Source organism: Pseudomarimonas arenosa (genome assembly GCF_014841215.1).
GTDB classification, from domain to species: domain Bacteria; phylum Pseudomonadota; class Gammaproteobacteria; order Xanthomonadales; family Xanthomonadaceae; genus Pseudomarimonas; species Pseudomarimonas arenosa.
Window position 1 is genome coordinate 1 of sequence record NZ_JACYTR010000004.1, and the last position, 23,288, is coordinate 23,288.

Genomic DNA, 23,288 nt, shown 5'->3' on the forward strand with positions numbered 1-23,288 from the left:
GCAGCTTCGAACAACTTGTCGTGCATGGGTCTCACTCTCCGAAATCAGCCTGCGCTCGACAAAACGGAGGCTGTCGGCGTCAGACCAAAATTCTCAGTTACCCACTTGGAATTCGATAGAGGCTGAAATATCCGGGCTAATGGGCGGCCTGACCGCGACCTGTGCGGGCAATGGTCTGCAGGTACTCGTCGCGGCTGATCGGCGTCACGCTGGCGACTCGGCAGCGATCGGGTTGCAGCGCCGGATTGTGCGCCGCGCCGACCTGCTCGTCGACATCGCCGCAGATCCGTCCGGCCGAATTGCGCGAGCGAAAATCCAGCGCCGAGGCATGGTACAGCCAGGGGCAGCTCCAACGCAGTTCGATCAGGAAGTGTTGGCGCCCGGCATCGATCAGCAGGCGATTGTTGTCGATCAGGAGGAATGCTTGTGCCGCCTTTGGATCCAGGCACTCGCTCAGCGGGCGGATCGGCGTCTGGCCGGGGCTGGGCCGCTGCTCCGCCTGGGCCGGGGGCAGCAAGGCGCCCAGCAGCAAGACCCCGATCTTGAGTCCAATGCATTTCGACATATTGACCTCCCGGCCGCGGGCGGCAATGCTTGCTGACAAGAGTACCGCTGATTGGCCGACGCCACCCATACACGACAAGGACGCGACTGTGGTTCCATTCACCTTTGCTGAGCAGGCGGAACGCAGGTCATGAGCGGAAAAGCCCACACCCGCCGCCGCGTTCCGGCGCATGCACCCTCGCACTGGACGTTTTTTCGCCAGTGGCTGAAAAGCCCGCTGTCGATTGCCGCCATCTCGCCTTCGAGTCGCCATCTGGCAAGGCAGATGCTGGCCGAGTTGCCGTCTCAGGCGCGCAAGGTAATCGAGCTCGGTGGCGGCACCGGTGTGTTCACCTCGGCCCTGCTCGAACACGGCATTGTGCCGGACGAACTACTGGTGTTGGAACTGAACGAGGAGTTGCATCAGCACTTGCGACAGCGCTTTCCAGATGCAAGAGTGGAGTGCGGCGATGCGCGGGAATTGCCCTGCGTCGCCGAGCGCTGTGGCTTTCTCGATGACGGCCCTGCCGATGCTGTGCTCTCGGGACTTGGCCTGCTGTCGATGGGCAAGGAGACCCAGCACGCCATCATGGATGCAGCGTTCAAGGTGCTGCGACCGGAAGACGGCAGGTTCATCCAGTTCACCTACGGGCCGACCTGTCCGGTGAAATCCGAGGTGTTGGCTGATCTCGGTCTGTCGGCACGGCGTGGCGGCTTGACCTGGTGGAACATGCCGCCGGCCACCGTCTATGTCTTCACTCGCAACCGCAGTCGTCAAGTGACCACGGTGTCGATGCGCTAAAGACGTTTGACGGCACCTCGTGATCTGAATGTCTTAGAACAGCTGCCCGAACAGGGCGTACCGCTGTCGTTGCACTATCGAGATTGCGCCCGTCATTGCGGCGAAAGTCGGATTCCAGTTCGCGCTTATGTCCGCGAAGCACAGGGCGACACCAACACTTGCCGTCAGCCCGTCGGCGATTTGCTTCGCGCAGGCTGGCTTCGACAAGCTCAGCCAGCGTAGTGCAGCGGCCGTCGAAGGGGTTTCCAGTTGAGTTTCGGCCCTGAGTTGGCCGGAGGGTGCTGTTGCGTAGAACCAATCCAACGAAACAAGTCTCAGCAGTCTGTTGCGCAACTCAAGCGCTATCCGGATGGGCCATCTGCACCTGATTGCGGCCGCCGGCCTTGGCCAGGTACAGCACGCGGTCGGCTTCCGACATCATTTCGGTCAGGCTCTTGCGGCGGTCGAGGCAGACACCGACGCTGGTGGTGACCGGAATCATCTGCTCACCAAACGGAATCTCGAGGCGTTCGATGCGCGCACGCAGGCCTTCGAAGAAGTACTCCGCCTCGGTGTGGCCGAGATCCGGGGTCAGTAGCGCAAACTCCTCACCACCGAAACGCGCCACCAGATCTTGCGGTCGCGCAAACTTGGCGATGGCGTTGGCCACCGCTTTCAAGGCCACGTCACCGCCGTCGTGGCCGTACGTGTCATTGATTTTCTTGAAGTGATCGATATCCAGCATCGCGGCATGCAGCTTCTTCTTGTGCGTACCGGCGTGATCAAACATCTGCTGGCCGCGCTCAAAGAAATAGCGCCGATTGGCAAGGCCGGTGAGGAAATCTTTGGTGGCCAGATCCTGCAGTGAACCGATCAGTTCGAGATTTTCGATGTTCTGCGAGATGCGGCAGAAGAACTCTTCGCGTGAGAAGGGCTTGTGCAGGAAATCATTGGCACCGTTCTTCAGGAACTGGGCCACCAGCGAACTCTTGTCGGCTCCGGATACGCCGATGATCGACAGGCGATCGCGCGAGTAATTGGTTCGCGCCTGACGGGTGAATTCGATGCCGGTCATCTCTGGCATCTCCTGGTCGGTCACCACCAGGCGAATCGAACTGTCTTCGTTCAGGCGCTCCAGGCCCTGCTTGCCATTGGCGGCAGATACCACGCCGAATCCGTACATCTGTAGCAATGAGGCGGTCAGCTGGCGGGCGGTTTCGGTGTCGTCAATGACCAGTGCCGTGATGCGGCGGTTGCGCTCCAGTCGGCGCACCAGCCAGACCAGATACTCAACGGCCCCTGGCGCATTCTTCAGGATGTAGTCGATGATCGAGCGGCTAAGCAGGCGTTGGCGCAAGTCTTCGTCGTACACACCGGTGACGATCACCGTGGGCAGATGACGGGCCAGAAAGTAGTCGACGATCTTGTCCTGATTGCCGTCGGCCAGCACCAGGCCGGTGATCACCAGCATGAACGGGCCCTGCGCTTCGATCGCCTGACCCGCTTCAGCCAGCGTGCGGGCGTGGATCACCGGAATGCCGAGTTGCCCCTCCAGCGCTTCGCCGACCATTTCCTGGAACATGCGAGAGTTTTCCACCAGCAAGATCTTCGCTGGCGTGCCCGCTAAGCTTGAAGAACTCTTTCGCTCCCCCGCCATTCCCGTCCCCGTTCTGGTTGAGTCACTGACGGCGCCAATCGCAAGCTCCGCGTGTCACAAGTGTCCATGCAGCCTAGCGGCAGTGCAAGCCTTGCGGCTCGGACATTGCCGGGGCTTCTGCCGATTGCGCAGAGCCTGTTGGCCATCCGTATCGGTCCGCTGTACGCAGCCCGCCACAGCCGTGGTCTGCCGGTCGGCTCAGCCCCAGTTGAATTCCGGGTTAAGGATTCAGGCCTGGGAACGCCGGTGCGGCAGCACGGAGACTGTACTGAGCTTGCCGCACATTCTTCAAGAAAAAATTGACAATAAGCGGTAAGTTGTTGTAGATCATAAAAACGCTTTGAGATTTTCAGGGCAAGGCGGGTGGGGCGGACGGCGCTGAGGTCGTTCGCCAAGGGAGCGGAATCCGTCTCGGCGCCGGAGGTGCCGAGCGACAGGGATGTGCCACACCGAAGCGCTGGAGGAGTGCGGGGATTCATCGCGCCTGAGGACGCATGGCCCCGCCCAGCCAACCCGGGGTTCGCTCCGGTTTCCCGGAGCAGTCGACAACGACTCAGGGAGCGTGACCATGAACTTACTTTCTTCTCCGTATGCGCGACGGCTGGTCGCTGGCTCTGCCGCCGCCGTCTTTATCAGCGGTGCCGCATGGGCGGCCACCGATACCGACAACCTCAGCGTGACAGCCGAGGTCGTGGCCGATTGCACCGTGGTGGTAGCCACCGATGTTGCATTCGGCAACTACCTGCCGATCACCACCCATGGCGCCGCCGGCGCTGATCTCGACAATACTGCGGGTGATATCGACATCACCTGCACCGATGGCTCGTCTTACACCGTGACTTTGGGCCAGGGGAGCAATGCCGGTGGTGGCTCGACCGATGCCGACCCCGACCGGCGCATGATCAGTGGCGGCGATTTCCTCTCCTACAGCCTGTTCAGCGATGCCGGCTTCACGACCGAATGGGGTAATACGGCGGGCACCGGCGTGGCTGGGACCGGCGATGGCGCGGCGAGTCCGGATGGCCTGACCATCTATGCGCGTGTGCCCAGAGGGCAGGATGTGCCGCAGGGCAGCTATGCCGATACCGTTGTGGTCACCGTGACGTTCTGATGCAGCGCGCGTCCTGGCGGGGGCAGGGATGGCGCGGCACTCGGGTCGGTGGGCTGCTTTGTGGCCTGTTGTTTGCTGGGCTGAGTTCAGCGGCAAGCCTGCAAATCAACCCGACCCGAGTCGAGATCGATCAGGACAGTCGGGTGGTTGCACTAACGTTACGCAACAGCGGCAGCGACGATGCCAATGTGCAGCTCGAACTGGTGCAGTGGACCCAAGTCGAGGGCGAGGATCACTACCAGCCGACGACTGAACTGCTGGCTACGCCGCCGATCTTCAGTCTCGCCGCCGGTTCTCAGCAGATCATTCGCGTCGGCCTGCGCGGCACGCCCGATGAACAGCGTGAGCGAGCCTTCCGCCTCTACGTGCAAGAGCTGCCGCCATCGGCAGAACAAGGCTTTCGCGGTCTGCGCATGATGTTGCGCATGAGTCTGCCGGTTTTCATTGCCCCGGTCAGCGGAAAGTCCGGGCCTGAGCTTGAGTGGCGGCTGCGTAGACTGTCAGTTCATGAGGTGGAACTGAGTGTGGTGAATCGAGGCAATGGTCGTGCGCAGGTGTCAGAGTTGAGCCTGGAACACCGTGGCAAGCGCCTGGTGCCGGGAGGCATGGCCTATGTGCTGGCGGGGGCCACGCGTTCCTGGACACTGCAATCTCCCGCTGATCTGGCCGACGATGCGCAGCTCGCATTGACAGCCCGAATCGATGGCGTTCAGTACGGCAGCCAATTGTCCGTCCATTGAGCGGCGACGGTACGCTTCAGCGTACTGGGTCGCGGCCCTGATCTCACTGTCACTGCTGTTCTGCTCGCCGCTGCGGGCCGCGCATCTGGTCGACGTTCGGACTGGCAACTGGTCTGATCGACTGCGTCTTGTGTTCGAAGTGGAGCAAGGCATCGAAGTCGAGCAGCACTACGCTGAGCGACGACTTGAGCTGCATCTGCCGGGGCTTGATCGGGGGCGGTTGCAGCAGCTGATCGACGCCCGGCAACTGCGTGATCAGTCCCTGATCAGGGAATATCGGATTGAGTCCCTGCAAGCCGATGACGTCGTTCTGGTGCTGGAACTGGCGGAAGAGGTCAATCCGGCTTTGATGGTGCTGCGACCGCAGTCCGGCCATGCGCATCGCTTCGTACTCGATCTCAAGTTCGTCAAGTCGCCGCTGGTTGTCTCATCCCGATTGGCCGTGCCAGGGCCAGGCACGCAGCCCGAAGCCCAGCTTGGTTCAACGCCGCCTCCCTCCCCGCAAGCCGTTGCGCTGGCGGCAAGCCGGGTTCGGAGCCTGCGAATTGGCGAGTGGCCGGATCGCACCCGTCTGGTGATCGAAACGGATCGGGCGCAGCCCTTTGCGCTGCCGGCGAATACCGGCCGTCAGCTGGACCTGCGCGTCGAGCAAATCGATGCAGGTTCGCTGCAAGCGGCGCTGGCCGCCGCGCTATCCAGTCAGCATCGTCTGATTGCCCGGGGCAGGGCGGAGGCGGCCGGTCCTGGTGCGGCGGTTCTTAGCCTTCAGTTGCGTTCTGATACCCAGGTCATTGGCTTCAATTTGTTACCAGAAGGCAGGTTTGGCCATCGGCTGGTGCTGGACTTATTGCCGGCGCCCGAGCGGGAAAGCGTGCCAGTGGCGGCTGAAACTGCTCGCAGCAGCTCAGTGGCTGTCGATCAAGCGCCCGCTGCCTTGCCGAATCTGCTGTGGCTGGAGGCAAGTCTGAATCGCCAACACGAACGGCGCACCGTGTTGGCACTGCAGCAGCAAGAACACCTGCTGCTGGCCGCTGCGGATCTGCAGCGCTGGCGGCTGCGCTTGCCAACCCAAGCCGATGTGGTTGAAGACGGGGAGGAATGGTATCGGCTGGACCGCCTGGGCATACAGCATTCGCTGGATCGCCCGCTATCCGTGCTTGATCTGAACGCACCCGCTGCGTTGTTCGAGGCGGCGGCGCTGTCGCCTCAGGGTCGACAACGGATACCGCCCATGCCCTCGCCCTTGGGCGGCTACCTTAACTACGACCTCAGCGTCAGCGAGATCGACGGGCAGTCGAGTGGAGCGGGCTTCTTTGAACTGGCGGCGTTTCGATCGGCTCTCAACGCCACGACCACGGCGCTTTGGAATCGCTCATCGGATTCGCAGAAGTATCGCCTGCTGCGATTGGAGACTGCCCTGCGCCACGATGACCCCGAGCACATGCGCAGCTGGGTCATCGGCGATTCGATCAGTCGCGCCACTGGCTGGAGTGGCGCCGTGCGCTTTGCCGGTCTGCAGTGGGGGCGCAACTTCAGCACGCAACCGGATTACCTCACTCTGCCGACAGTGGCGGTCGCCGGGGAAGCTGCCCTGCCTTCGATAGTCGAGCTGTATGTCAACGATGCCTTGCGTCTACGTCAGGACATTCCACCGGGGCCGTTCAGTATCGACCAGATTCCGACCATCACCGGACAAGGTGACGTGCGGGTAGTGGTGCGTGATGCCCTCGGTCGCGAGCAGGTGCTGACCCAGGAGTTCTATGCCAGCGCGCAATTGCTGCGTCCGGGCTTGCATGACTGGTCGGTCGAACTCGGCTCGGTTCGAGAGGACTTTGGGCTACAGAGCAGCAACTACGGTGCAACTCTGGCCAGCACCACCCATCGTTATGGGGTTGCCGATTGGATGACCGCTGAGGCCCACGCCCAATGGCTGAAGGACCAGACAATGGTCGGCGTCGGCGGGGTCTGGCGTTTGCCGGTGAGCGGTGTGATCCAGGCAGCTACCGCGGTCAGCGAATCCGAGCAAGGCCGCGGTCAGCTGTTCAGCCTTGGCGGTCAGCTCCAGGGCGAATGGCTGAGCGTCGGTGCCGAGAGTCAATGGGTCAGCACGGAATTCCGGCGCACCGGCATGCGCGCCGACGAAGCGTTGCCCTCACGGCAGCTGCGGGCCTACCTTAGCACGCGGTTTGGTTATGGCAATTCCTTGGGGCTGTCCTGGACCGAGCAGCGCATTCGACAGGCACAGGACATCAAGTTCGCCAGTGTGCGCTTCAGCCGCGGGCTGGGGCAGCTGGGTTTCTTCAGCCTGAGCACCCTGTACTACCCGATTGATCGCGAACTCGCGGTCAACCTGTCCCTGACATTTCCGATCGGACACACCGGCGATCGCGTCAGCCTCAATGCAGCGCGGCAGAACGCCAGGGATCAGGGCTCGGTGCGATGGCGACGCAGCCTGCCGGCGGGAACCGGTTACGGGTACGACCTGCAAACGGGGTTCGGTGAATCAAGCGCCCAACGCGCCGCCATTGCCTGGCAAAACGACTATGGCCGCTGGCGAGTTGAGGGCGCCTATGCGAATGCCAGCCTGGCCGGCCGAGCGGATGCGGCGGGCGGCATCGGAATGATCGAAGGACACGCCTTTGCTTCGCGCAGCATACGTGATGGTTTTGCAGTCGTGCGGGTGCCCGGTCGCCAGGGCGTGCGGGTTTACGCCGAGAATCAGACGGTGGCGACCACCAATGCTGAAGGTGTGGCGATCGTGCCTGGATTGCGCGCCTACCAGCGCAACCGGGTTGGCATCGAACAGGCCGATCTGCCTTTGGGGATGCGCGTGGACCAGGTGGAACAGCTTGTGGTGCCCTACGCACGCGCCGGTGTGGTGCTGGACTTCTGCCCGGCGCACAGTCGCGACGCCTTCTTTCGCGTTGTATTGGCCGATGGCAACGTGCTGCCCGTGGGCGCGGCGCTGGAGTGGGCGGGCAAGCGATGGCCAGTGGGCTTTCGTGGGGAGGCCTATGTCACCGGGCTGGATGCGCACAGCCGCCTGAGCGCACACTACGAGGGTCGAACCTGCGAGATCGAATTGCAGGTGCCGGATTCCGTCGAGCCGCTGCTCGATCTGGGGACCATCGTCTGTCATGAGGTGAACCAATGACCAAGCGATTGTCGTGTCGGTGGCTGATTGCAGGCTGCGGCCTGTTGCCTTGCAGCGTACTGGCCTGTTCGGTGACCAGCAGTGGGGTAGCCTTTGGCGCATACAACGTATTCGATGTCAGCCCCGTCGAGGTGGCCGGCGCTATCACGGTCGACTGCGCCACGCCCTATACCGTGTCGCTCAGCGTCAGTCTGAACAACGGCAGCTTCGCGCCACGCCGTCTGGACTCGCTTGACGACAGCCTCGACTACTACCTGTACACTGATCCGGCACGCACCACCATCTGGGGCGATGGCACATCAGGCACGTCGACCGTGGCGGGCAGCGGCAGCGGCTCGCCGGTCGATCACACGGTGTACGGCCGCATTCCCGCGCTGCAGGACGTCAAGGCCGGCAGCTATGCCGATACCATTATCGTCACCCTGGAATGGTGAGCGGCCGCCGTGCGGAACAGCGGCCGCGCGCGCGGACTTGAAGTCGAGCAGGATGTTCAGACTTCAAGTTGCCGAAGCAATCGCTGCGCGCTTACTTGATAACGCCCAATTCACGGCCGGTGGTGATGAACGCCTCGATTGCGCGATCCAGCTGCTCACCAGTATGCGCTGCACTCATCTGGGTACGAATTCTCGCCTGACCTTTCGGCACCACCGGGAAAAAGAACCCGATCGCATACACACCGAGTTCTAGCAGTCGCTCGGCAAAGCGTTGCGCCAAGGGTGCGTCATACAGCATCACCGGACAGATCGGGTGCTCACCTGGCTTGAGATCGAAGCCAGCCTCGGTCATCCGCTGGCGGAAATAGGCGGTGTTTGACTTGAGCTGCTCACGCAGATCACCGGCGGCCGACAGCATCTCGAACACTTCGGTGCCCGCGGCGACCACGTGCGGTGGCAGCGAGTTGGAGAACAGATACGGTCGCGAGCGCTGACGCAGCATCTCGATCACCTCGGCGCGACCGGTGGTAAAGCCACCCAGCGCACCGCCCAGAGCCTTGCCCAGGGTGCCGGTAATGATGTCGATCTTGTCCAACACGCCTTTCACTTCCGCTGAGCCGCGACCTGTAGCGCCGAGGAAGCCGGTGGCATGGCATTCGTCGATATGCACCAGGGCATCATACTTCGCCGCCAGTGCAGTGATCTGATCCAGCGGCGCAATAAAGCCGTCCATCGAGAACACACCGTCGGTGGTGATCATGATGTCGCGTGCGCCATCGGCCCGGGCCTGCTTGAGCTGAGCCTCCAGATCAGCCATATCGCAATTGGCGTAGCGATAACGCTTGGCCTTGCATAGCCGCACGCCATCGATGATCGAGGCGTGGTTCAAAGCATCGGAGATGATCGCGTCCTGCTCGCCCAGCAAGGGCTCAAACAGGCCGCCATTGGCGTCGAAACAGGCGGCGTAGAGGATGGTGTCCTGCTTGCCAAAGAATTCGGCGATCTTGGCCTCCAGTTCCTTGTGCAGATCCTGGGTGCCGCAGATGAAACGCACCGAGGCCATGCCGAAGCCGTGCGTATCCAGCGCCTTCTTTGCTGCCTCGATCACCCGCGGATGATCGGCCAGGCCAAGATAGTTGTTGGCGCAGAAATTCAGCACCTTGCGACCATCAGCCAAGGTGATCTCCGCCGACTGCGGCGAAGTGATGATGCGCTCGCGCTTGAACAGGCCTTGTTCGCGAATCGAATCGAGTTCAGCGGCATAGCGCTCTAGGGTGGCGGCGGTCATGCAGGCTCCGGAGGCGGGGAACAGTCTGTCATTATCGCCAACGCGGACACACTTGCCCATGTGCCGGTCGGACAGTGGCGCATGGGCGCCCGCACAGGTCGGATTGCCGCCCGATTTCTGTCATGATTCGCGGCGATTCTGAGCCTGACTCTCATCGACTCTGACGAGCCTCTGCCCATGCGCACAGCGTTGCTGTACTGGTCGATCTGCTGCCTGCTGCTGTTGCTCGGGCTGAGCTGGCAGTCCGCCTGGAGGGGCCCGCGCCGGTCAAGCCTGTCCTTGGCTCGCGAAGACGTATGCTCAAGGGGGCTGTGAGCCACGGCGCCATCCTCTGCGGCCTGCCACATGCGCAAGTGCAGTAGTCCCCTGCGGCCAATCCAAATGTGGAAAACTCGCCAGTGATGCGGGTAGTCACCAAAGGTGCCAACCGCAGAGCATTGGTCATCGCCGGGTACGATTCGATCAACCTGCTACGCTCCCACCACCCCTGATCGTCGTCCAACCTATGCGCGCCTTGATACTTCTACTCGGTTTGATCATTGCCCCGACGGCCCTCGGTGACCAGACTGCCGATGTGAAAGCGATACGTCTCAAGTTGCACACAGCGCTGAGCCTGTCAACGCAGCAGCGCCACGCGGAACTGTTCGAAGCGCTGGCCCTGCCCTCAGAGGTGAAGCGACTCAGAGAGGAGGGCAGTTATGAGCAGAAGCTGAAGAAATTCGCCGAGAAGAAGCAGCCTGCGTTGCAATGGCTGCTGCGTTTGATGCTCGACAGTCGGGTTCGCATCGAGTTTGCGGATGACGGTCAGACCGCTGCCTTCTTTTTGTCCGAATCGGGCGGACGATTGGCCACCATGTTGCGCGAAGAGGGTGGTTGGTACTTGCGGAATTGATTCGGCAACCTGAAGTTTGAACATCAATTGGTCGGTTCAATAATTGACGAGTTTGCTCAAACTTCCTTTGCGGCCGCGCCGACAGGGGCTGGTCATTTTCGAGGTCGGTTGGAAATGCAGCGATACCTGATCTCATTTGATGACGGCGCGATGAACTTGTCCGAGGAAGAACTCGCCACCGTCGCCGAGGCATCGCACGCAGTGGTGCGCGAGGCGAAGAAGGCCGGCGTGTGGGTCTTTGGTGGAGGCATTCTCAGCCAGCAGGCCAGCATCGTCGCTGTCGAAGGCAGCGTGTCCGCTGGTCCCTATCCGGAGATCAAGGCAGTGCTCGGCGGCTTTGCCATCGTCGAGGTGGCTGCGCGAGAAGAAGCGCTGCAGTGGGCGGCCAAGATCGCCTCATCCTGTCGTTGTGCACAGGAAGTGCGAGAGATCATCTTCGATCCTGATTCCTGAGCTCGAGGCAGTGGACGCCTGTTGTGGTGGGCTTCGATCCTGGCGATGGGAGTCGTGATCGGACTCAAGGCACTGGACCTGAATCTTGGAGCGGTCAACTGAAAGCGTGCTTCACGAAAAATCCCGGCCGAAGCCGGGATTTCTCGCCCTCGCGAAGACCGCTCGGGTGACTCTGTTGCGCAGTCGGTCTAGCGCGCCGCGTTGCTGTTCATTGTCGCATTGCGGCTGCTGTCTTTGTACTGCGCCGGATCGCGCATGCCGGTGGTGTGGCATTGGCCATTGGTGTGGCCGCGGTTGACCGCGCCCGAGAGTTGGCCTTTGGCTTTCTCGGTGGTGCCGTCTTCGGGGTCACTTAACACCAGGTCAGTGGCGAAGTTGCAGTAGTCGTTGGTCCACCAGTTGGTGCTCTTGAAGGAGGTGGTGTAGTAGTTGACCTTGGCCCTGGAAGAGGTCGGGATGCCGGATAGCCAGGACGAGGCGCCACTGTAGGTAAGGTTGTCATTGGTGCCGCAGCCAACACCGAACCAGGAGCCAAGGGTGGCAAGGATGCCGGCTAGATTGGTGCCTTGATACGGCGTGCCAACCGATTGAATCAGTCGGCCGCTGCCGGCGTTGTCGAGCCCGCTCCAGTAGTAGGTGTAAAGATGCAGGGCGGCGGCGCCGCCTTGGCTGTGGGCGACCACGCCGTAGCTGTTCCAGGTATTGCCGAAGCTCTTGATCAGTTGGGCGAACTGATCATGACTGCGACTCTTGTTGGCGTCGAGGAAGGTGGAAGCGTTGCTGAAGTGTGAGGTTGGCCAGACCCCGCCGGAGCAGTAGCCGTGCACCAGCAGCAGGCGTGAGCCGGTGCCTTTGGCGCTGTCAAATGCAACGGGGCGCGGGCCTTGGCGCATTTCATCATCGATCTGGATATCGCCGGCCGCTTTACTGGCCGCGCGCTGCAAGGGCAGGGCGAGCGAATCGGCCTTGGCCAGCACGACGAAATGATCGGGATCTTCAATGCGCAGATTGCGCAGTTCGAATGGAGCCCCGGCGCCGCTGCGGTCGAGCCAGCGCTGATCGAGATTGAGGGTCAGCTGACCCTTGGACAGCGCCGACATGCCGCCGATCCAGGCCACCGCCACCGGTTCGCCGGCCGCATTGTGACCCCAGACCTCGGCATAGGTACGGAAGTGGCCAGCGTTCTTGGCGGTCGCTACCGGCAGGCTGATCTGCACTCGCTGCTCCCCCGACTTGCTCACGCTCAATCCCGCTGCGCCCAGTTGCAGATCGGAGTCGAGCACTGGAACAACATGTTCAGCAGTGCGAAGCACGGCATGGCCGGCAGCTGCGCGGCCATGCGCTACCACCTGGACGAGGTGATTGCCGGCCTGCTTGGGCAGGAAGCGACCGCCGAACACACCGTCACCGGCCAGGCCGTCGGCATGCTGGCCATCGTCGAACATCGGCACTTCGCTACGGTCGCCGTTCGGCGCGGTGATGCTGAGTTTGGCCTGCTGCAGACGGCCAAGGCGTTGCGCCATCGGGCCCACCAGTCCGGCATCGGCATCGCTCAGCAGGCTTGCAGCGATCAACACTGGCTGTTTCACTTTTTGACTGTCGTTGGCTTGCCAGGAGGCCAGCATGTCGTCCGGATCGCCTTCCAGAATCAGCAACGCGCGACCGGCGGTCTTGCTGCTGCCACGGGCGTTGAGTTGCCACTCGCCATCGCCCGCCACATTCAGCTCGTACATCTCGGCCGGCAGGTTGACCCCGCCCTCGAAGATGCCACTGCGCTTGCTCCGTGCACTCATCTGGCTGGCGCTGATCTGCTGTCCGTTCGGTCCTTGCAGGCTGAGTTCAAGCGGTGCGGCGCCGGGATTGACCACGGCGAACTTCAGCTGGCCATTCTCCGCCGGCAGCCGTGTGCTCCAACTCGAACCTTTAGCGGACAACTCCATCGGAACGACGGCACTCTTCGACATGATCGGCGCCTCGGCGATCGCCGGCCGTTGCATGGCAGAAAATTCTTCCGGTGGGCCGGCTAGTTGCTTAGCCAGCAGTTCCTCAGCCTTCAGCGGAAACGCAGCAGCACACAGCGCGGCGGACACCGCGCACACAAGCGTAGTGGATTTCACAACATTCCCTCCCCAGAGAACGGTTGAATCGTTGGATGGACCGCGGCCGGGGTCTAGGTTGCAACTCCATACCGGGCGGTACGGACAATTCGCTAAATGGGAGATGAACGCAAGTTGCGCTGCAGCAAAGTGAAGGAAATGTCAAGCTATGGCCGGGTTTGGCTTTTTTCGCCGCCAAATTGGCCGCTGCAGACTACCTTTCCAGGTGCCCGTCGCCATTGAAGTCGCCCCAGGCATCGCAGAGGGCAGGGCCATTCCGGACGTCGATAGTGGCCGAGCTGTCAGCCCAGTCGCGCGCTGACGGAAACGGGACTCCTTGCTGTTGTTGCAACGTGTTGCAACACTTCCGGCGCGTTGTCTATACTTGTTGAAACGCTGAGTGAGGAAGGTCATGAGCGCAAAAGCCGAACTGACAGTGCAGAACTGGGGTAACAACCTTGCGGTGCGGATTCCTGCGTCCGTGGCCCGTGCTGCGCGCCTGGTGCGTGGCCAGCCGGTTGTCGTCGAGGCAGTCGACGGCAATGTCGTGGTGCGTCCGCAAGGAGGTCCGCCGCGCATGACCCTCGAACAAATGGTTAAGGCATTCGATCCCAAGCTTCACGGCGGTGAGCTGATGGCTGACGCGCCGCGGGGCGCGGAGTTCCGTTGATGCCGAAGCGCTGGGTTCCCGATCGCCGCGACATCATCTGGATCGACTTCGATCCGCAGACTGGCCGCGAGATGAAGGCGCGGCATCCGATGCTGGTGCTCTCACCGCGTATTGTGAACGACCCGACAAGCATCGTGATCGGGCTGCCGATGTCCACTGCGGATTACAACGCGACAAACCCCTTTGCCGTGCCCTTAGTTGGCAACGACGGTACGACCGGCTACGTCATCTCGAACCAGCCAAAGTCATTCGACTGGCGCGAGCGCAAGGCGAAGGCGCATCCGTGGAAACAGGCACCCGAGGACGTATTCGAGAGCGCCTGCGACAAGCTCAACCGCATCATCTCCATTTGCTGCGAATAGCACGAGGTAATCTACGCGATCACGATTTGGCGATTGGTTCGCTGATTATGTACGAGGAGCATGACGTCGGCCGTTATCAAGGCCCGATCGAGTTCGACACTCGGCCCGACTTGGCGAGAGGCGACAGTGGCCGAACAATGGCCGGTGGGCCAGGATTTGGCGACGTGCCGGGTAGTGGGTCAGGAGCCGGCTCGGTCGGCCGGCGTCGCGGATGACAGGCCGGGGCCGGATTCGGTCCGTAAGCTGAGTTGCGGGTAGGGTGGAGAGGCGGGGTAGCGCAGGCCGGGTAACAGACTCCAGCCGCGTCGGCTGATCTGACGCGCGGCACGCGGGCTGATCTGGCCGGCGACCAGGACGCTGCGTCGGGCTGACTCGGCAATTTGCGGATGGTCGAACCACTGGGCGATCGGGCGTGTCCACTGCAGGTAGTCGACCGGCAGACATAGGTGGAGCTCGCCGTCGGCGGCCAGATAGGCCAGCAAGTGTCCGACTGCTCGAAGTTCGCCACCCTGTGGCTGACCGAGCTGAACTGATTGCAGCATGCGTACGCTATTGATGACGAAACGCGCCTCCAGTTCGTTGTCGGCGATGGCTGCCGCCTCCAGGGCTGACACCTTACCGCGCACGCTGCCCAGACGATCGAGCTCATCCAGCAGCTGAGCCATCAGGTTGGCTGAGAATCCCCCTCTCCAGGCCAACCAATAGGTTAAGTCCTGGTCGGCGCTGAGCGCTTGCAGGCGTTGCTCATTGCGGGCGCGGAGTGACTCTTCGCTAGGTGCGCGGGTCAGCGTGTCGGCCTGCTCGACATAGCCTACTGTTTGGCGCAGGCCAGGCAGCAACAGGTCGGCCAGGGAGTCGAGCGCAATCTTCTGGCCGGCCACCGCCCAGGCCAGGGCATCAAGCCGCGAGCGCAGCAGTGGATTGCTGGTGTCGCTGGCGATACCGAGTGCAGTGGCCACCTGTCGGCGGGCGGCGCCGTGACCACTGGCAGAGCGCAGTAGTCGGCCCATTTCGTCGGCGGGCGCATCCCACCACGGTGTCTTGGGCTTGTCAGCGTGTTCCACCAGATCGAACCCTTGGCTCGCATCGCCCGACTGGAAGATTGCCCGGTCGACGCGGTCACCCCAGCGACGAAAGCGCTCTCCCCAGCGGCGTAGTTTGGTGGAGAACATGCTCAGCACACCGGCGGGCAGACGTTCTGCCCGCTCCAGCGGGCTGGCCGATATCGCCACCGCGCTGTTCCAGGGCGAACCGGCCTTTTCCAGGCCAGCGCGCTTCAGCGTGTTGCTCACCTTTTCGCCGTAAAGCACTGAGACCGCGGCCATCTCTTCGACCCGCACGGCCAGTAGTTCCACTGAGTCGACCTGCAGTTCGCCCCAGCGCGTATCGATGACGAAGCGGGCCTGCAGGCCGGCAATTTCAGCCTCGGGTCGAACGCTGAATCCGGGGCCGCTGAGCAGGCTGGGGTCAGCCAGTTCGCTGGCCGGTAGACGAACGGGCGCGGTGGCTTGAGCGCAGGAACAGCACAGCACCAGGGCCCAAAGGCCGGTGCGCAGAAAGGTTGGCATGGATCAGTGGGCGGAATCGAGCAGTTCGAGCAGTCGTTCAGGCGGGCGGCCGACCACGGCACGATCGCCGTGAACCAGAATCGGGCGCTGGATCAGGCGCGGGTAACCGGCCATCGCGGCGTATAAGGCAGCGTCGGAAACACCCGGCGCATCCAAACCCAGTGTTTTGAACTCCGGCTCATTGCTGCGCATCATCGACTTTACCGGCTCGCCCAGCGCACTGGCCACGCGTTCGATTTCGGCACAGTGTGGTGGATGCTTGAGGTATTCGAGTATTACCGGCTCGATGCCGCGCGAGCGCAGCAGTTCCAGTGCTTCGCGCGACTTGGAACAGCGCGGGTTGTGCCAAAGAACGTAGGGGGTCATTGCTTACCGGTTTGTTTGAGCCATGAGTTAAGTGTTGGGGGCTTCCCCCTCTCCCCAACCCCTCTCCCGCGAGGGGAGAGGGGCTATGCTTCTTCCCGAATCCCGAATCCCGAATCAATTCCAGCTACACACGACCTTGCCGCAGAGCCCGGAATCCATCAGGTCAAAACCACGCTGGAAGTCATCGATGTGAATCTGGTGGGTGAGCACTTTCTGCAACGGAAAGCCGGTCAGCAGCATTTGGGTCATCTTGTACCAGGTTTCATACATGCGGCGTCCGTAGATGCCGTGCAGGGTCAGGCCCTTGAAGATCACCTTGTCCCAGTTGATGCCGGCGCCATTGGGCAGGATGCCGAGCAGGGCGATCTTGCCGCCGTGATACATGCATTCGAGCATGTCATTGAACGCGCCGGGGTGGCCGGACATCTCCAGCGCCACGTCGAAGCCTTCCATATGCAGGTCCTTCATTACCTCCTTCAGGCTCTGCTTGGCGACGTTGACCACCCGGGTGGCGCCCATTTCGGCGGCCAGCTTGAGGCGGTAGTCGTTGACGTCGGTCACCACGACGTTACGGGCGCCGACGTGCTTGCAAATGCCGGCGGCGATGATGCCGATCGGGCCGGCGCCGGTGATCAGCACGTCCTCGCCAATAACATCAAACTCCAGCGCGCAATGTGCAGCATTGCCGTACGGGTCGAAGAATGCCGCCAGCTCGCTGGGGATCTGATCGGGAATTGGCCACAGATTGCTCGCCGGCATGGTGATGTACTCGGCGAAGGCTCCGTGCCGATTGACCCCGATGCCGACGGTGTTGGGGCACAGATGCTGGCGGCCGGCACGACAATTGCGGCAATGACCGCAGACGATATGGCCTTCGGCCGACACCCGGTCGCCGAGCTGGTAGCCGGTGACGCCCGGCCCCATGTCGACGATTCGACCGACGAATTCGTGGCCGATCACCAGACCGGGTTTGATGGTGCGTTGGCTCCATTCATCCCACTTGTAGATGTGCAGGTCAGTGCCGCAGATCGCGGTCTTCTCCAGCTTGATCAGCACCTCATTCGGCCCCGGCGTCGGAACCGGCACTTGTTCCATCCAGATGCCTTTGGTGGCTTCGCGCTTGACCAGGGCTTTCATCGTGTTCGACATGGCTGAGTTCCGAGCAGGCTCCGAGGCCGCGAAGTGTAACGCCAATGCGGCCTGGCGCCGGTGTAGAAGCTGAGTGTGAGCCGAATGGAAAAAATTCACATTTGTGCTTGCGTTCGAATCTAATTGGGCCTAAAAGGAAGCTTCCTGGCCTTGTCTCAGCTTGTTTGTAAACAATTGAGCTTAAGTTGCTGATTGGCAAGTGCCTCCAACGCAGCAACTGTGCGAAGTGAGTTTGGAATGGCGGCACGTGCGTTAACACCGCAGGACTTGCACATTGGCGAGCCCTTGCCATGGCCGGTGCATGACCGGCAGGGCAACCTGTTGCTGCGCAAAGGCGACGTGATCCGCACCGAAGATCTGTATAACGCGATGCTCGCTCGGGGCTTCGTGATCGAGGCCGAGCGCCAGCGCGAAGCCGCGCCGCTGGCACCGAAGATCGAATATCACCGGATGCCGGTGTTCCGCCGCATGCGCGCCGCGCAGGACTGGCACGAAGCGGCGATGGTAAAGCTGCACAGTGCCTATCCCGATGCACTCAGTGATTGCCTGCGTCTTGCGGCCCTGATCATGGTCGCTTGCGATGAAGATGCCGATGCCGCGCTGGCGGCATTCCAGGTCGATGCCGCCGAGCAGATGCGTGGCGGCTCGGCGCGCTACATGCATGCAGCCGTCCTGGCCGACTTGATGAGTCGAGCGATTGGCTTGCAGGCCGATCGGCGGCAGGTGGTGATTGGCGCGGCGATGACCTATGACCTGGGCATGTTTCGTCTGGCCGATGCCTTGAACAGCCAGCGCGATGCGCTGAGCCTGCAGCAGCGTCAGCTGCTGGAAGGGCATCCGGATCTTGGCGCGCAGATGCTGAGCGCCGCAGGTGTGGATGCCGAGGCCTGGCTGACGGCCGTACGCGACCATCATGAGCGGGTCGATGGCAGCGGATACCCGCGCGGCCTGAGTGGTAGCCAGATCGGTCTAGAGGCGCGACTGATTGCGATGGTCGACATCTACTCGGCAATGATCCGTCCGCGTGCTTATCGTGACCCGTTGCAGGCCAAGGATGCGCTCAGGCAAATCTTTCTCGATCGCGGCAAGCAGATCGACGAGGAGCTGGCCCAGACCTTTATTCGCGAGATTGGTGTGTTTCCACCCGGTTCCCTGGTTCGATTGAAGAACGGCGAGATTGCCGTGGTGGTGCGTCGCGGCGAAAACGCGGCTCAGCCGATGATGTGGGCGTTGCTGGGGAGCAATGGTCACACCCTGACCGGGGAGGCCGAGCGTCGCGCCACCGATCCTGAGCATGCGGTGGTCAGCCTGGTATCGTTGAACAAGTATCGCGGGCTGCTGCCAAAGCTGGCCGACGTCTGGACCCGCACCGCCGAACGCCAGGGCAGCGAAGCGGTGGGTACCTAGCTAGCAGCCAACGGAGACTCTCTCGCTGTCGTTAGGGCAGAGCGCCAGAAGGGCGGCCGCAGCCGCCCTTCCGGCGATGAAACGCTGTGATCAGAAGCCGCAGCTCTTGCCTTGGTTCTGTTCTTTCAGCCAAGCGTCCAGTGGGGCGAAATAATCGAGAATGGCGCTGGCATCCATTTGCTCGCCGCCGGTCAGCTCCTTCATGGTCTGCTGCCAGGGCTGGCTTTGACCCTTCTGCAACATTGCCCAGAACTTCTCGCCGGCCGCCTCGTTGTTGGCGTAACTGCAGGTGTGCAGCGGCCCTTCGTGACCGGCCGCGTCGCAGAGTGACTTGTAGAACTGGAACTGCAGGATGTGCGAGAGGAAGTAGCGGGTGTAGGGCGTGTTGCCCGGCACGTGGTACTTGGCGCCCGGATCGAAGAACTCCTCGCCACGCGACGAGGCCGGCGCGACGCCCTGGTACTTGGCCTTCAGATCCCACCAGGCCTTGTTGTACTGATCGGCCGGGATGCTGCCGTCGAATACGCCCCAGCGCCAGCGGTCAATCATCAGGCCGAACGGCAGGAAGGCCACCTTGGCCAAAGCCATGCGCATCTGCGCATTGATGGTTGCCTCCTCGCTGACCGTGGCACTACCGATCAGGCCGATCGACTGCAGGTAGCTTGGCGTCATGCCCAGCACGATGGTGTCGCCAATCGCTTCGTGGAAGCCGTCATGGGCGCCCGACTGGAACATCGGGGGCTGATCCTTGTACGCCAGGTAGTAGTAGACGTGGCCGAGCTCGTGATAGATCGTGGTCAGATCCTCTTCGTTCGGCTTGATGCACATCTTCATGCGCACGTCGCTGGCATCCGGGTTCATCTGCCAGGCGCTTGCGTGGCAAACCACGTCGCGGTCGCGCGGCTTGATGAACTGCGCCTTGGTCCAGAATGACTCCGGCAGGGCCGGCATGCCAAGTCCCGTGTAGAAGCTCTCGGCCAGCTGGGTCATCTGCTTGGCGTGGGCCAGATCGGCCTCTCGTGCGGCGCCCACCAGCTGCTCGGCGCTGGCGCCCGAGCCCAGCTTGGCGACCTTTTCGCCGTACAGGGCATCACGTTGCGCTTGCAGGGCCGAGGTGATGTCGAGATCGCCGGCGCCCGGGTAGGGCTGCAGGAAATCCCACAGATTGCCCCAATCCTGCTGCCACAGATTGCCCATCAGGTGCGCCGGCAAGTACTTGCCGTCGACCTTGCCCTGTTCGCCGTACTTAGCAACCAGTTTATCGCCAACATAGCATTGCAGCTGATCGTACAGCGGCTTGACCTGGCCCCAAAGGCGGTCGGTTTCCTGCTGGAAGGCCGCCGGATCCATATCGTAGCCAGAACGCCACATGTGGCCGGCATTCTCGTAGCCCATCTCACGGGCGCCCTCATTCACCAACTCGACGAAGCGCTGGTAGTCGGCCTTCATCGGCTTGGCGATGGTGTGCCAGCCTTCCCATGCCTCCTTCTGCGCCTGCGGGTCGCGGCTCTTAGCCAGTACTTCAGACAGCTCGCCGATGTCGCGACAGGTCTTGGCCTCGCCTTCGCCGGTGCAGTAGCTGCCCGCCCCGTAGGCTTGTTCCAGCTTGGTCGAGATTTCGGTCAGCTCCTTGAGCTTGGCCGGATCACGCGGCGCCGGCATCGAGGTCTGCAGCTTGAGCAGGGCAACGGCGCGCTGGCTGGCTTCGCTCATCGGCGTGCCTTCCACTGCCTTGGCTTCTTCGACCAGTCGGTTCAGAGTGGTCAGCGAGCGCTCGCTCGATGCCGACGAAACGCGGGCGGTATCTTCGTTGATGTAGGTCTGCGACAACCAGGCCGCCGAGGTCGCCTCGGGCATCTGATCGGCGAAGGTCTTGTTGACGCGAGCGACGAACGCATCGCCGGTTTCTTTGGGTGTTTGCTCAACCGTGGGTTCGGGAGCGCTGCCGCAGGCAGCGAGCAGGGCGATCGAGGAAAGAATGCTGAGCGCAAGCGGCGCGCGTTTGAGTTTCACTGGCTGACTCCGAACAACGATTGGACGGGAAGGTTCGTTTCCGCGCGGAAACGAGGGACCGCAGGCTAGACCGCGGGCGCCGCCGGTGCAAGTGCAGGCGCAGCATCGGCGGTGGGCGGGGTGGGGCAGTGGGCAAGCAGGCCGCGCTTGAGCAGCCAAAGGCGCGCATCATCGGCGTCTCGTTCGAACCAGGCCTGCGCCGAACCCAGTCGAAACGTGTAGCCCCAACGATCCATATCCTGCATCAGGCGCTGCGCGCCGACGCCTGGCAGCTGTTCGGCCAGCACGATCTGCAGGTAGCAGGAGGCATCTTCCTCGGCTACGGAGTCGGTAGCATCGGTGTGCACGGCAGCGCGCTGCTCGGGCGGTAGCACAATCAGATGGCAGGCCTCGTGCAGCAGCGAATGCACCGGCGTGTCGTCGCGGGCGTAGACGTCTTCAGCGATGATGCCGGCCTCGGACTCGCCCCAGTAGCTGCCGGGAATCGGCTGGCCTGCGCCGACCCGATGCAGACGTAGGCCGAAACGACTCAGCAGCTTGCTTGGTGCGGTCCAGCCGATATCGGCCAGGCGCAGTACATCAGCAGAGTCGGGAAGCGTTGGTTCAGCGCACATAACACACAGACAGGTTGTTTCGCTGCGCCCAAGGCGCACCCTATGATTTCCCGAATCCCGAATCCCGAATCCCGAATCCCGAATCCCGAATCCCGAATCCCGAATCCCGAATCAGCCGTGTCCTTCACCGCGTTCCGGCAGGGACACCGAAATATCCAGCACGTCGTGCTCGCCATCCTTGACCAGATCCACCTTCACCGCGTCGGCATCGACGTGGACGTATTTCTTGATCAGGGCCAGCAACTCACGCTGCAGTTCGGGCAGGTAGTCCGGGCCGCCGCGGGTGCTGCGTTCCTGGGCGACGATGATGCGTAGCCGCTCCTTGGCAATCGACGCCGTGTTCTTCTTGGCACGAAGAAAATCAAACAGGGCCATGCTCAACCTCCGAACAGCTTGGACAGCAGGCCTTTCTTTTCGACCTGGGTGAAGCGCATCGGGCGCTCATCACCTAGCAGGCGGGCAACGGCATCTTCGTACGCCTGCCCGGCATTGGAGTTCGGGTCCAGCACCACCGGCTCGCCCTTGTTTGAAGCGTTCAGAACATCCGGCGACTCCGGGATCACGCCGATGGTCTTCAGGCCCAGCACTTCCTCAACGTCGCCGATCGACAGCATTTCCCCACTTTCGACGCGCTTGGGCGAATAGCGAGTGAGCAGCAGGTACTCCGATACGCGCTTGCCTTGCTCGGCATGGCGGGTCTTTGAGGCCAGCAGGCCCAGAATGCGATCCGAGTCGCGCACCGACGACACTTCCGGATTGACCACGACGATCGCCTTGTCAGCGAAATACATGGCCAGGAATGCGCCTTTTTCGATGCCCGCCGGCGAATCGCAGACGATGTAGTCAAAATCGTCGTCGGCCAGCTCGTTCAGTACGCGCTCGACACCTTCCTTGCTGAGGGCGTCCTTGTCGCGGGTTTGCGAGGCGGCCAGGATATGCAGGTTGTCGAGGCGCTTGTCGCGAATCATCGCCTGTTTGAGGCTGGCTTCGCCCTGGATGACATTGACGAAGTCATACACCACCCGGCGCTCACAGCCCATGATCAGATCGAGGTTGCGCAGCCCCACGTCGAAATCGATCACGGCCACTTTCTTGCCGCGTCGGGCCAGGCCACAGGCCACACTGGCGCTGGTCGTCGTCTTTCCGACGCCGCCCTTACCTGAGGTTACAACGATGATTTCTGCCAAGTGATCGATCTCCGATAAATCCCGCCGCCTAGGTCAGTTCGGCGACGCAAAGTTTTTCGTCTTCTAGCCAAATCTGCGCCGGCCGACCGCGAAGGTTTGCCGGCAGGTCTTCAAACACCTTGTAATGTCCCGCAATCGCGACCAGTTCGGCGTGGAACTCACGGCAGAAGATTCTGGCCGACTCGTCGCCATGCGCCCCAGCCAAGGCGCGGCCGCGTAGCGCACCATACACGTGAATCGAGCCGTCGGCGATCACCTCGGCACCGGCACCGACACCGGCCAGCACAGTAAGGTCACGACCCTGGGCATAGACCTGCTGGCCCGAACGCACCGGCAGCTCGACGATCTGCCCGCCAGCTCTGGCCGGCGCCGGTGGTTCCGCAGCGCTGGCCGGTGCCGGGGCAGGTTCCACGGCAGGCTCGACCGCCGGGGGGGGCGGCGCTGCGCGCTGGCTGGTCGACTCATACTGGGCGCGGAACTTGGCCAGCAAGGGCAGGCCCAGTTCGCGCGCCAGCCGTTCGATTTCGCTGGTACCGAAGGCCAGCGCAACCGGGTGCACCCCGGCCTGGCTGAGCCGACTCAACAGCTCGCGAGCTTCGATCGGGCTCGGGCACTGGCTCAGTGAGCCAAGGTCAACCACCACTGCGGCGTGCTGGAACAGACTGGGCGCCCGCTCTACGCGTTCACGCATTTCTGCGGCGAGGCGATCGACCTGCCATTCGCGTACACGCAGATTGGCAATACCCACCTGGCCAATCTTCAGTTCACCGGCTTGTTCCAGCTCTGTTGCAGGCTTGCTCACA

22 protein-coding genes are annotated in these 23,288 nt (G+C 62.2%); 10 read left to right on the forward strand and 12 right to left on the reverse strand.

The features are described 5' to 3' along the window. Positions 1 to 136 precede the first annotated feature (136 nt). Positions 137 to 565: a DUF6491 family protein gene (locus tag IFO71_RS02770; RefSeq protein ID WP_192028007.1), complete on the reverse strand. Its 429-nt coding sequence runs from the start codon at positions 563 to 565 to the stop codon at positions 137 to 139. A gap of 129 nt (positions 566 to 694) precedes the next feature. On the opposite strand from IFO71_RS02770, the gene IFO71_RS02775 reads away from it, so the two are divergent. After that, complete coding sequence (locus IFO71_RS02775) at positions 695 to 1,345, forward strand: class I SAM-dependent methyltransferase (RefSeq protein ID WP_192028008.1); 651 nt, start codon at positions 695 to 697, stop codon at positions 1,343 to 1,345. A gap of 334 nt (positions 1,346 to 1,679) precedes the next feature. Here IFO71_RS02775 and IFO71_RS02780 read toward each other — a convergent pair whose 3' ends face one another. Next, the gene (locus IFO71_RS02780; RefSeq protein WP_192028009.1) at positions 1,680 to 2,981 is read right to left on the reverse strand and encodes a diguanylate cyclase; all 1,302 of its coding nucleotides are present in this window, start codon (positions 2,979 to 2,981) and stop codon (positions 1,680 to 1,682) included. A gap of 568 nt (positions 2,982 to 3,549) precedes the next feature. On the opposite strand from IFO71_RS02780, the gene IFO71_RS02785 reads away from it, so the two are divergent. Genes IFO71_RS02785 through IFO71_RS02800 form a run of 4 tightly spaced genes read left to right on the forward strand, consistent with a single transcriptional unit; the run spans position 3,550 to position 8,420 of the window. Further along, a complete protein-coding gene (locus IFO71_RS02785; protein ID WP_192028010.1) occupies positions 3,550 to 4,092 on the forward strand; it encodes a Csu type fimbrial protein in 543 nt (180 codons plus the stop codon). Next, a complete protein-coding gene (locus tag IFO71_RS02790) occupies positions 4,092 to 4,832 on the forward strand; it encodes a fimbrial biogenesis chaperone (RefSeq protein ID WP_192028011.1) in 741 nt (246 codons plus the stop codon). The genes IFO71_RS02785 and IFO71_RS02790 overlap by 1 nt, the downstream gene beginning before the upstream one ends. Next, a complete protein-coding gene (locus IFO71_RS02795; RefSeq protein ID WP_192028012.1) occupies positions 4,795 to 7,986 on the forward strand; it encodes a fimbria/pilus outer membrane usher protein in 3,192 nt (1,063 codons plus the stop codon). Before IFO71_RS02790 ends, IFO71_RS02795 begins: the two co-directional genes overlap by 38 nt. Next, complete coding sequence (locus IFO71_RS02800) at positions 7,983 to 8,420, forward strand: Csu type fimbrial protein (protein WP_192028013.1); 438 nt, start codon at positions 7,983 to 7,985, stop codon at positions 8,418 to 8,420. The genes IFO71_RS02795 and IFO71_RS02800 overlap by 4 nt, the downstream gene beginning before the upstream one ends. A 91-nt stretch (positions 8,421 to 8,511) precedes the next feature. Here IFO71_RS02800 and kbl read toward each other — a convergent pair whose 3' ends face one another. Beyond that, complete coding sequence (gene kbl / locus IFO71_RS02805; protein WP_192028014.1) at positions 8,512 to 9,708, reverse strand: glycine C-acetyltransferase; 1,197 nt, start codon at positions 9,706 to 9,708, stop codon at positions 8,512 to 8,514. Between the two features lie 505 nt (positions 9,709 to 10,213). On the opposite strand from kbl, the gene IFO71_RS02810 reads away from it, so the two are divergent. Together IFO71_RS02810 and IFO71_RS02815 are read left to right on the forward strand one after the other, a co-directional pair. Next, positions 10,214 to 10,600, forward strand: coding sequence for a hypothetical protein (locus IFO71_RS02810; RefSeq protein WP_192028015.1), 387 nt, complete (start codon positions 10,214 to 10,216; stop codon positions 10,598 to 10,600). Positions 10,601 to 10,750: 150 nt separating this feature from the next. Then, a complete protein-coding gene (locus IFO71_RS02815; RefSeq protein WP_225444328.1) occupies positions 10,751 to 11,053 on the forward strand; it encodes a YciI family protein in 303 nt (100 codons plus the stop codon). 188 nt (positions 11,054 to 11,241) lie between these two features. Here the strand turns inward: IFO71_RS02815 and IFO71_RS02820 are convergent, their stop codons facing one another. After that, entirely contained in the window at positions 11,242 to 13,170 is a 1,929-nt protein-coding gene (locus IFO71_RS02820; RefSeq protein WP_192028017.1) for a choice-of-anchor X domain-containing protein, read from the reverse strand. A 391-nt stretch (positions 13,171 to 13,561) separates the two neighbouring features. Between IFO71_RS02820 and IFO71_RS02825 the strand changes: the two genes are divergently transcribed. Continuing rightward, entirely contained in the window at positions 13,562 to 13,819 is a 258-nt protein-coding gene (locus IFO71_RS02825; protein ID WP_192028018.1) for an AbrB/MazE/SpoVT family DNA-binding domain-containing protein, read from the forward strand. Further along, positions 13,819 to 14,181: a type II toxin-antitoxin system PemK/MazF family toxin gene (locus IFO71_RS02830; protein WP_192028019.1), complete on the forward strand. Its 363-nt coding sequence runs from the start codon at positions 13,819 to 13,821 to the stop codon at positions 14,179 to 14,181. The genes IFO71_RS02825 and IFO71_RS02830 overlap by 1 nt, the downstream gene beginning before the upstream one ends. Before the next feature lie 179 nt (positions 14,182 to 14,360). Here the strand turns inward: IFO71_RS02830 and IFO71_RS02835 are convergent, their stop codons facing one another. The 3 genes from IFO71_RS02835 to tdh all read right to left on the reverse strand — a co-directional run bounded on the left by IFO71_RS02835 (position 14,361) and on the right by tdh (position 17,264). After that, positions 14,361 to 15,749, reverse strand: coding sequence for a hypothetical protein (locus tag IFO71_RS02835; protein WP_192028020.1), 1,389 nt, complete (start codon positions 15,747 to 15,749; stop codon positions 14,361 to 14,363). Positions 15,750 to 15,752: 3 nt separating this feature from the next. Then, complete coding sequence (gene arsC / locus IFO71_RS02840; protein WP_192028021.1) at positions 15,753 to 16,115, reverse strand: arsenate reductase (glutaredoxin); 363 nt, start codon at positions 16,113 to 16,115, stop codon at positions 15,753 to 15,755. Between the two features lie 114 nt (positions 16,116 to 16,229). Beyond that, the gene (gene tdh, locus IFO71_RS02845; RefSeq protein ID WP_192028022.1) at positions 16,230 to 17,264 is read right to left on the reverse strand and encodes an L-threonine 3-dehydrogenase; all 1,035 of its coding nucleotides are present in this window, start codon (positions 17,262 to 17,264) and stop codon (positions 16,230 to 16,232) included. Between the two features lie 237 nt (positions 17,265 to 17,501). Here tdh and IFO71_RS02850 point away from each other — a divergent pair, with 237 nt between their 5' ends. Beyond that, positions 17,502 to 18,671 carry an HD-GYP domain-containing protein gene (locus IFO71_RS02850; protein WP_192028023.1) on the forward strand — a complete coding sequence of 390 codons (1,170 nt, stop codon included), beginning with the start codon at positions 17,502 to 17,504 and terminating at the stop codon, positions 18,669 to 18,671. A gap of 90 nt (positions 18,672 to 18,761) precedes the next feature. On the opposite strand, the gene IFO71_RS02855 is transcribed toward IFO71_RS02850, so the two are convergent. The 5 genes from IFO71_RS02855 to minC all read right to left on the reverse strand — a co-directional run bounded on the left by IFO71_RS02855 (position 18,762) and on the right by minC (position 23,287). Further along, complete coding sequence (locus IFO71_RS02855) at positions 18,762 to 20,684, reverse strand: M2 family metallopeptidase (protein WP_192028024.1); 1,923 nt, start codon at positions 20,682 to 20,684, stop codon at positions 18,762 to 18,764. A gap of 65 nt (positions 20,685 to 20,749) precedes the next feature. Beyond that, on the reverse strand, positions 20,750 to 21,298 hold the full coding sequence (locus IFO71_RS02860; RefSeq protein ID WP_225444329.1) for a hypothetical protein: 549 nt from the start codon (positions 21,296 to 21,298) through the stop codon (positions 20,750 to 20,752). Between the two features lie 111 nt (positions 21,299 to 21,409). Further along, positions 21,410 to 21,673, reverse strand: coding sequence for a cell division topological specificity factor MinE (gene minE / locus IFO71_RS02865; RefSeq protein ID WP_192028025.1), 264 nt, complete (start codon positions 21,671 to 21,673; stop codon positions 21,410 to 21,412). A 2-nt stretch (positions 21,674 to 21,675) separates the two neighbouring features. Beyond that, positions 21,676 to 22,485, reverse strand: coding sequence for a septum site-determining protein MinD (minD, locus tag IFO71_RS02870; protein WP_192028026.1), 810 nt, complete (start codon positions 22,483 to 22,485; stop codon positions 21,676 to 21,678). Between the two features lie 28 nt (positions 22,486 to 22,513). Then, a complete protein-coding gene (gene minC, locus IFO71_RS02875) occupies positions 22,514 to 23,287 on the reverse strand; it encodes a septum site-determining protein MinC (RefSeq protein ID WP_192028027.1) in 774 nt (257 codons plus the stop codon). Position 23,288: the final 1 nt, after the last annotated feature.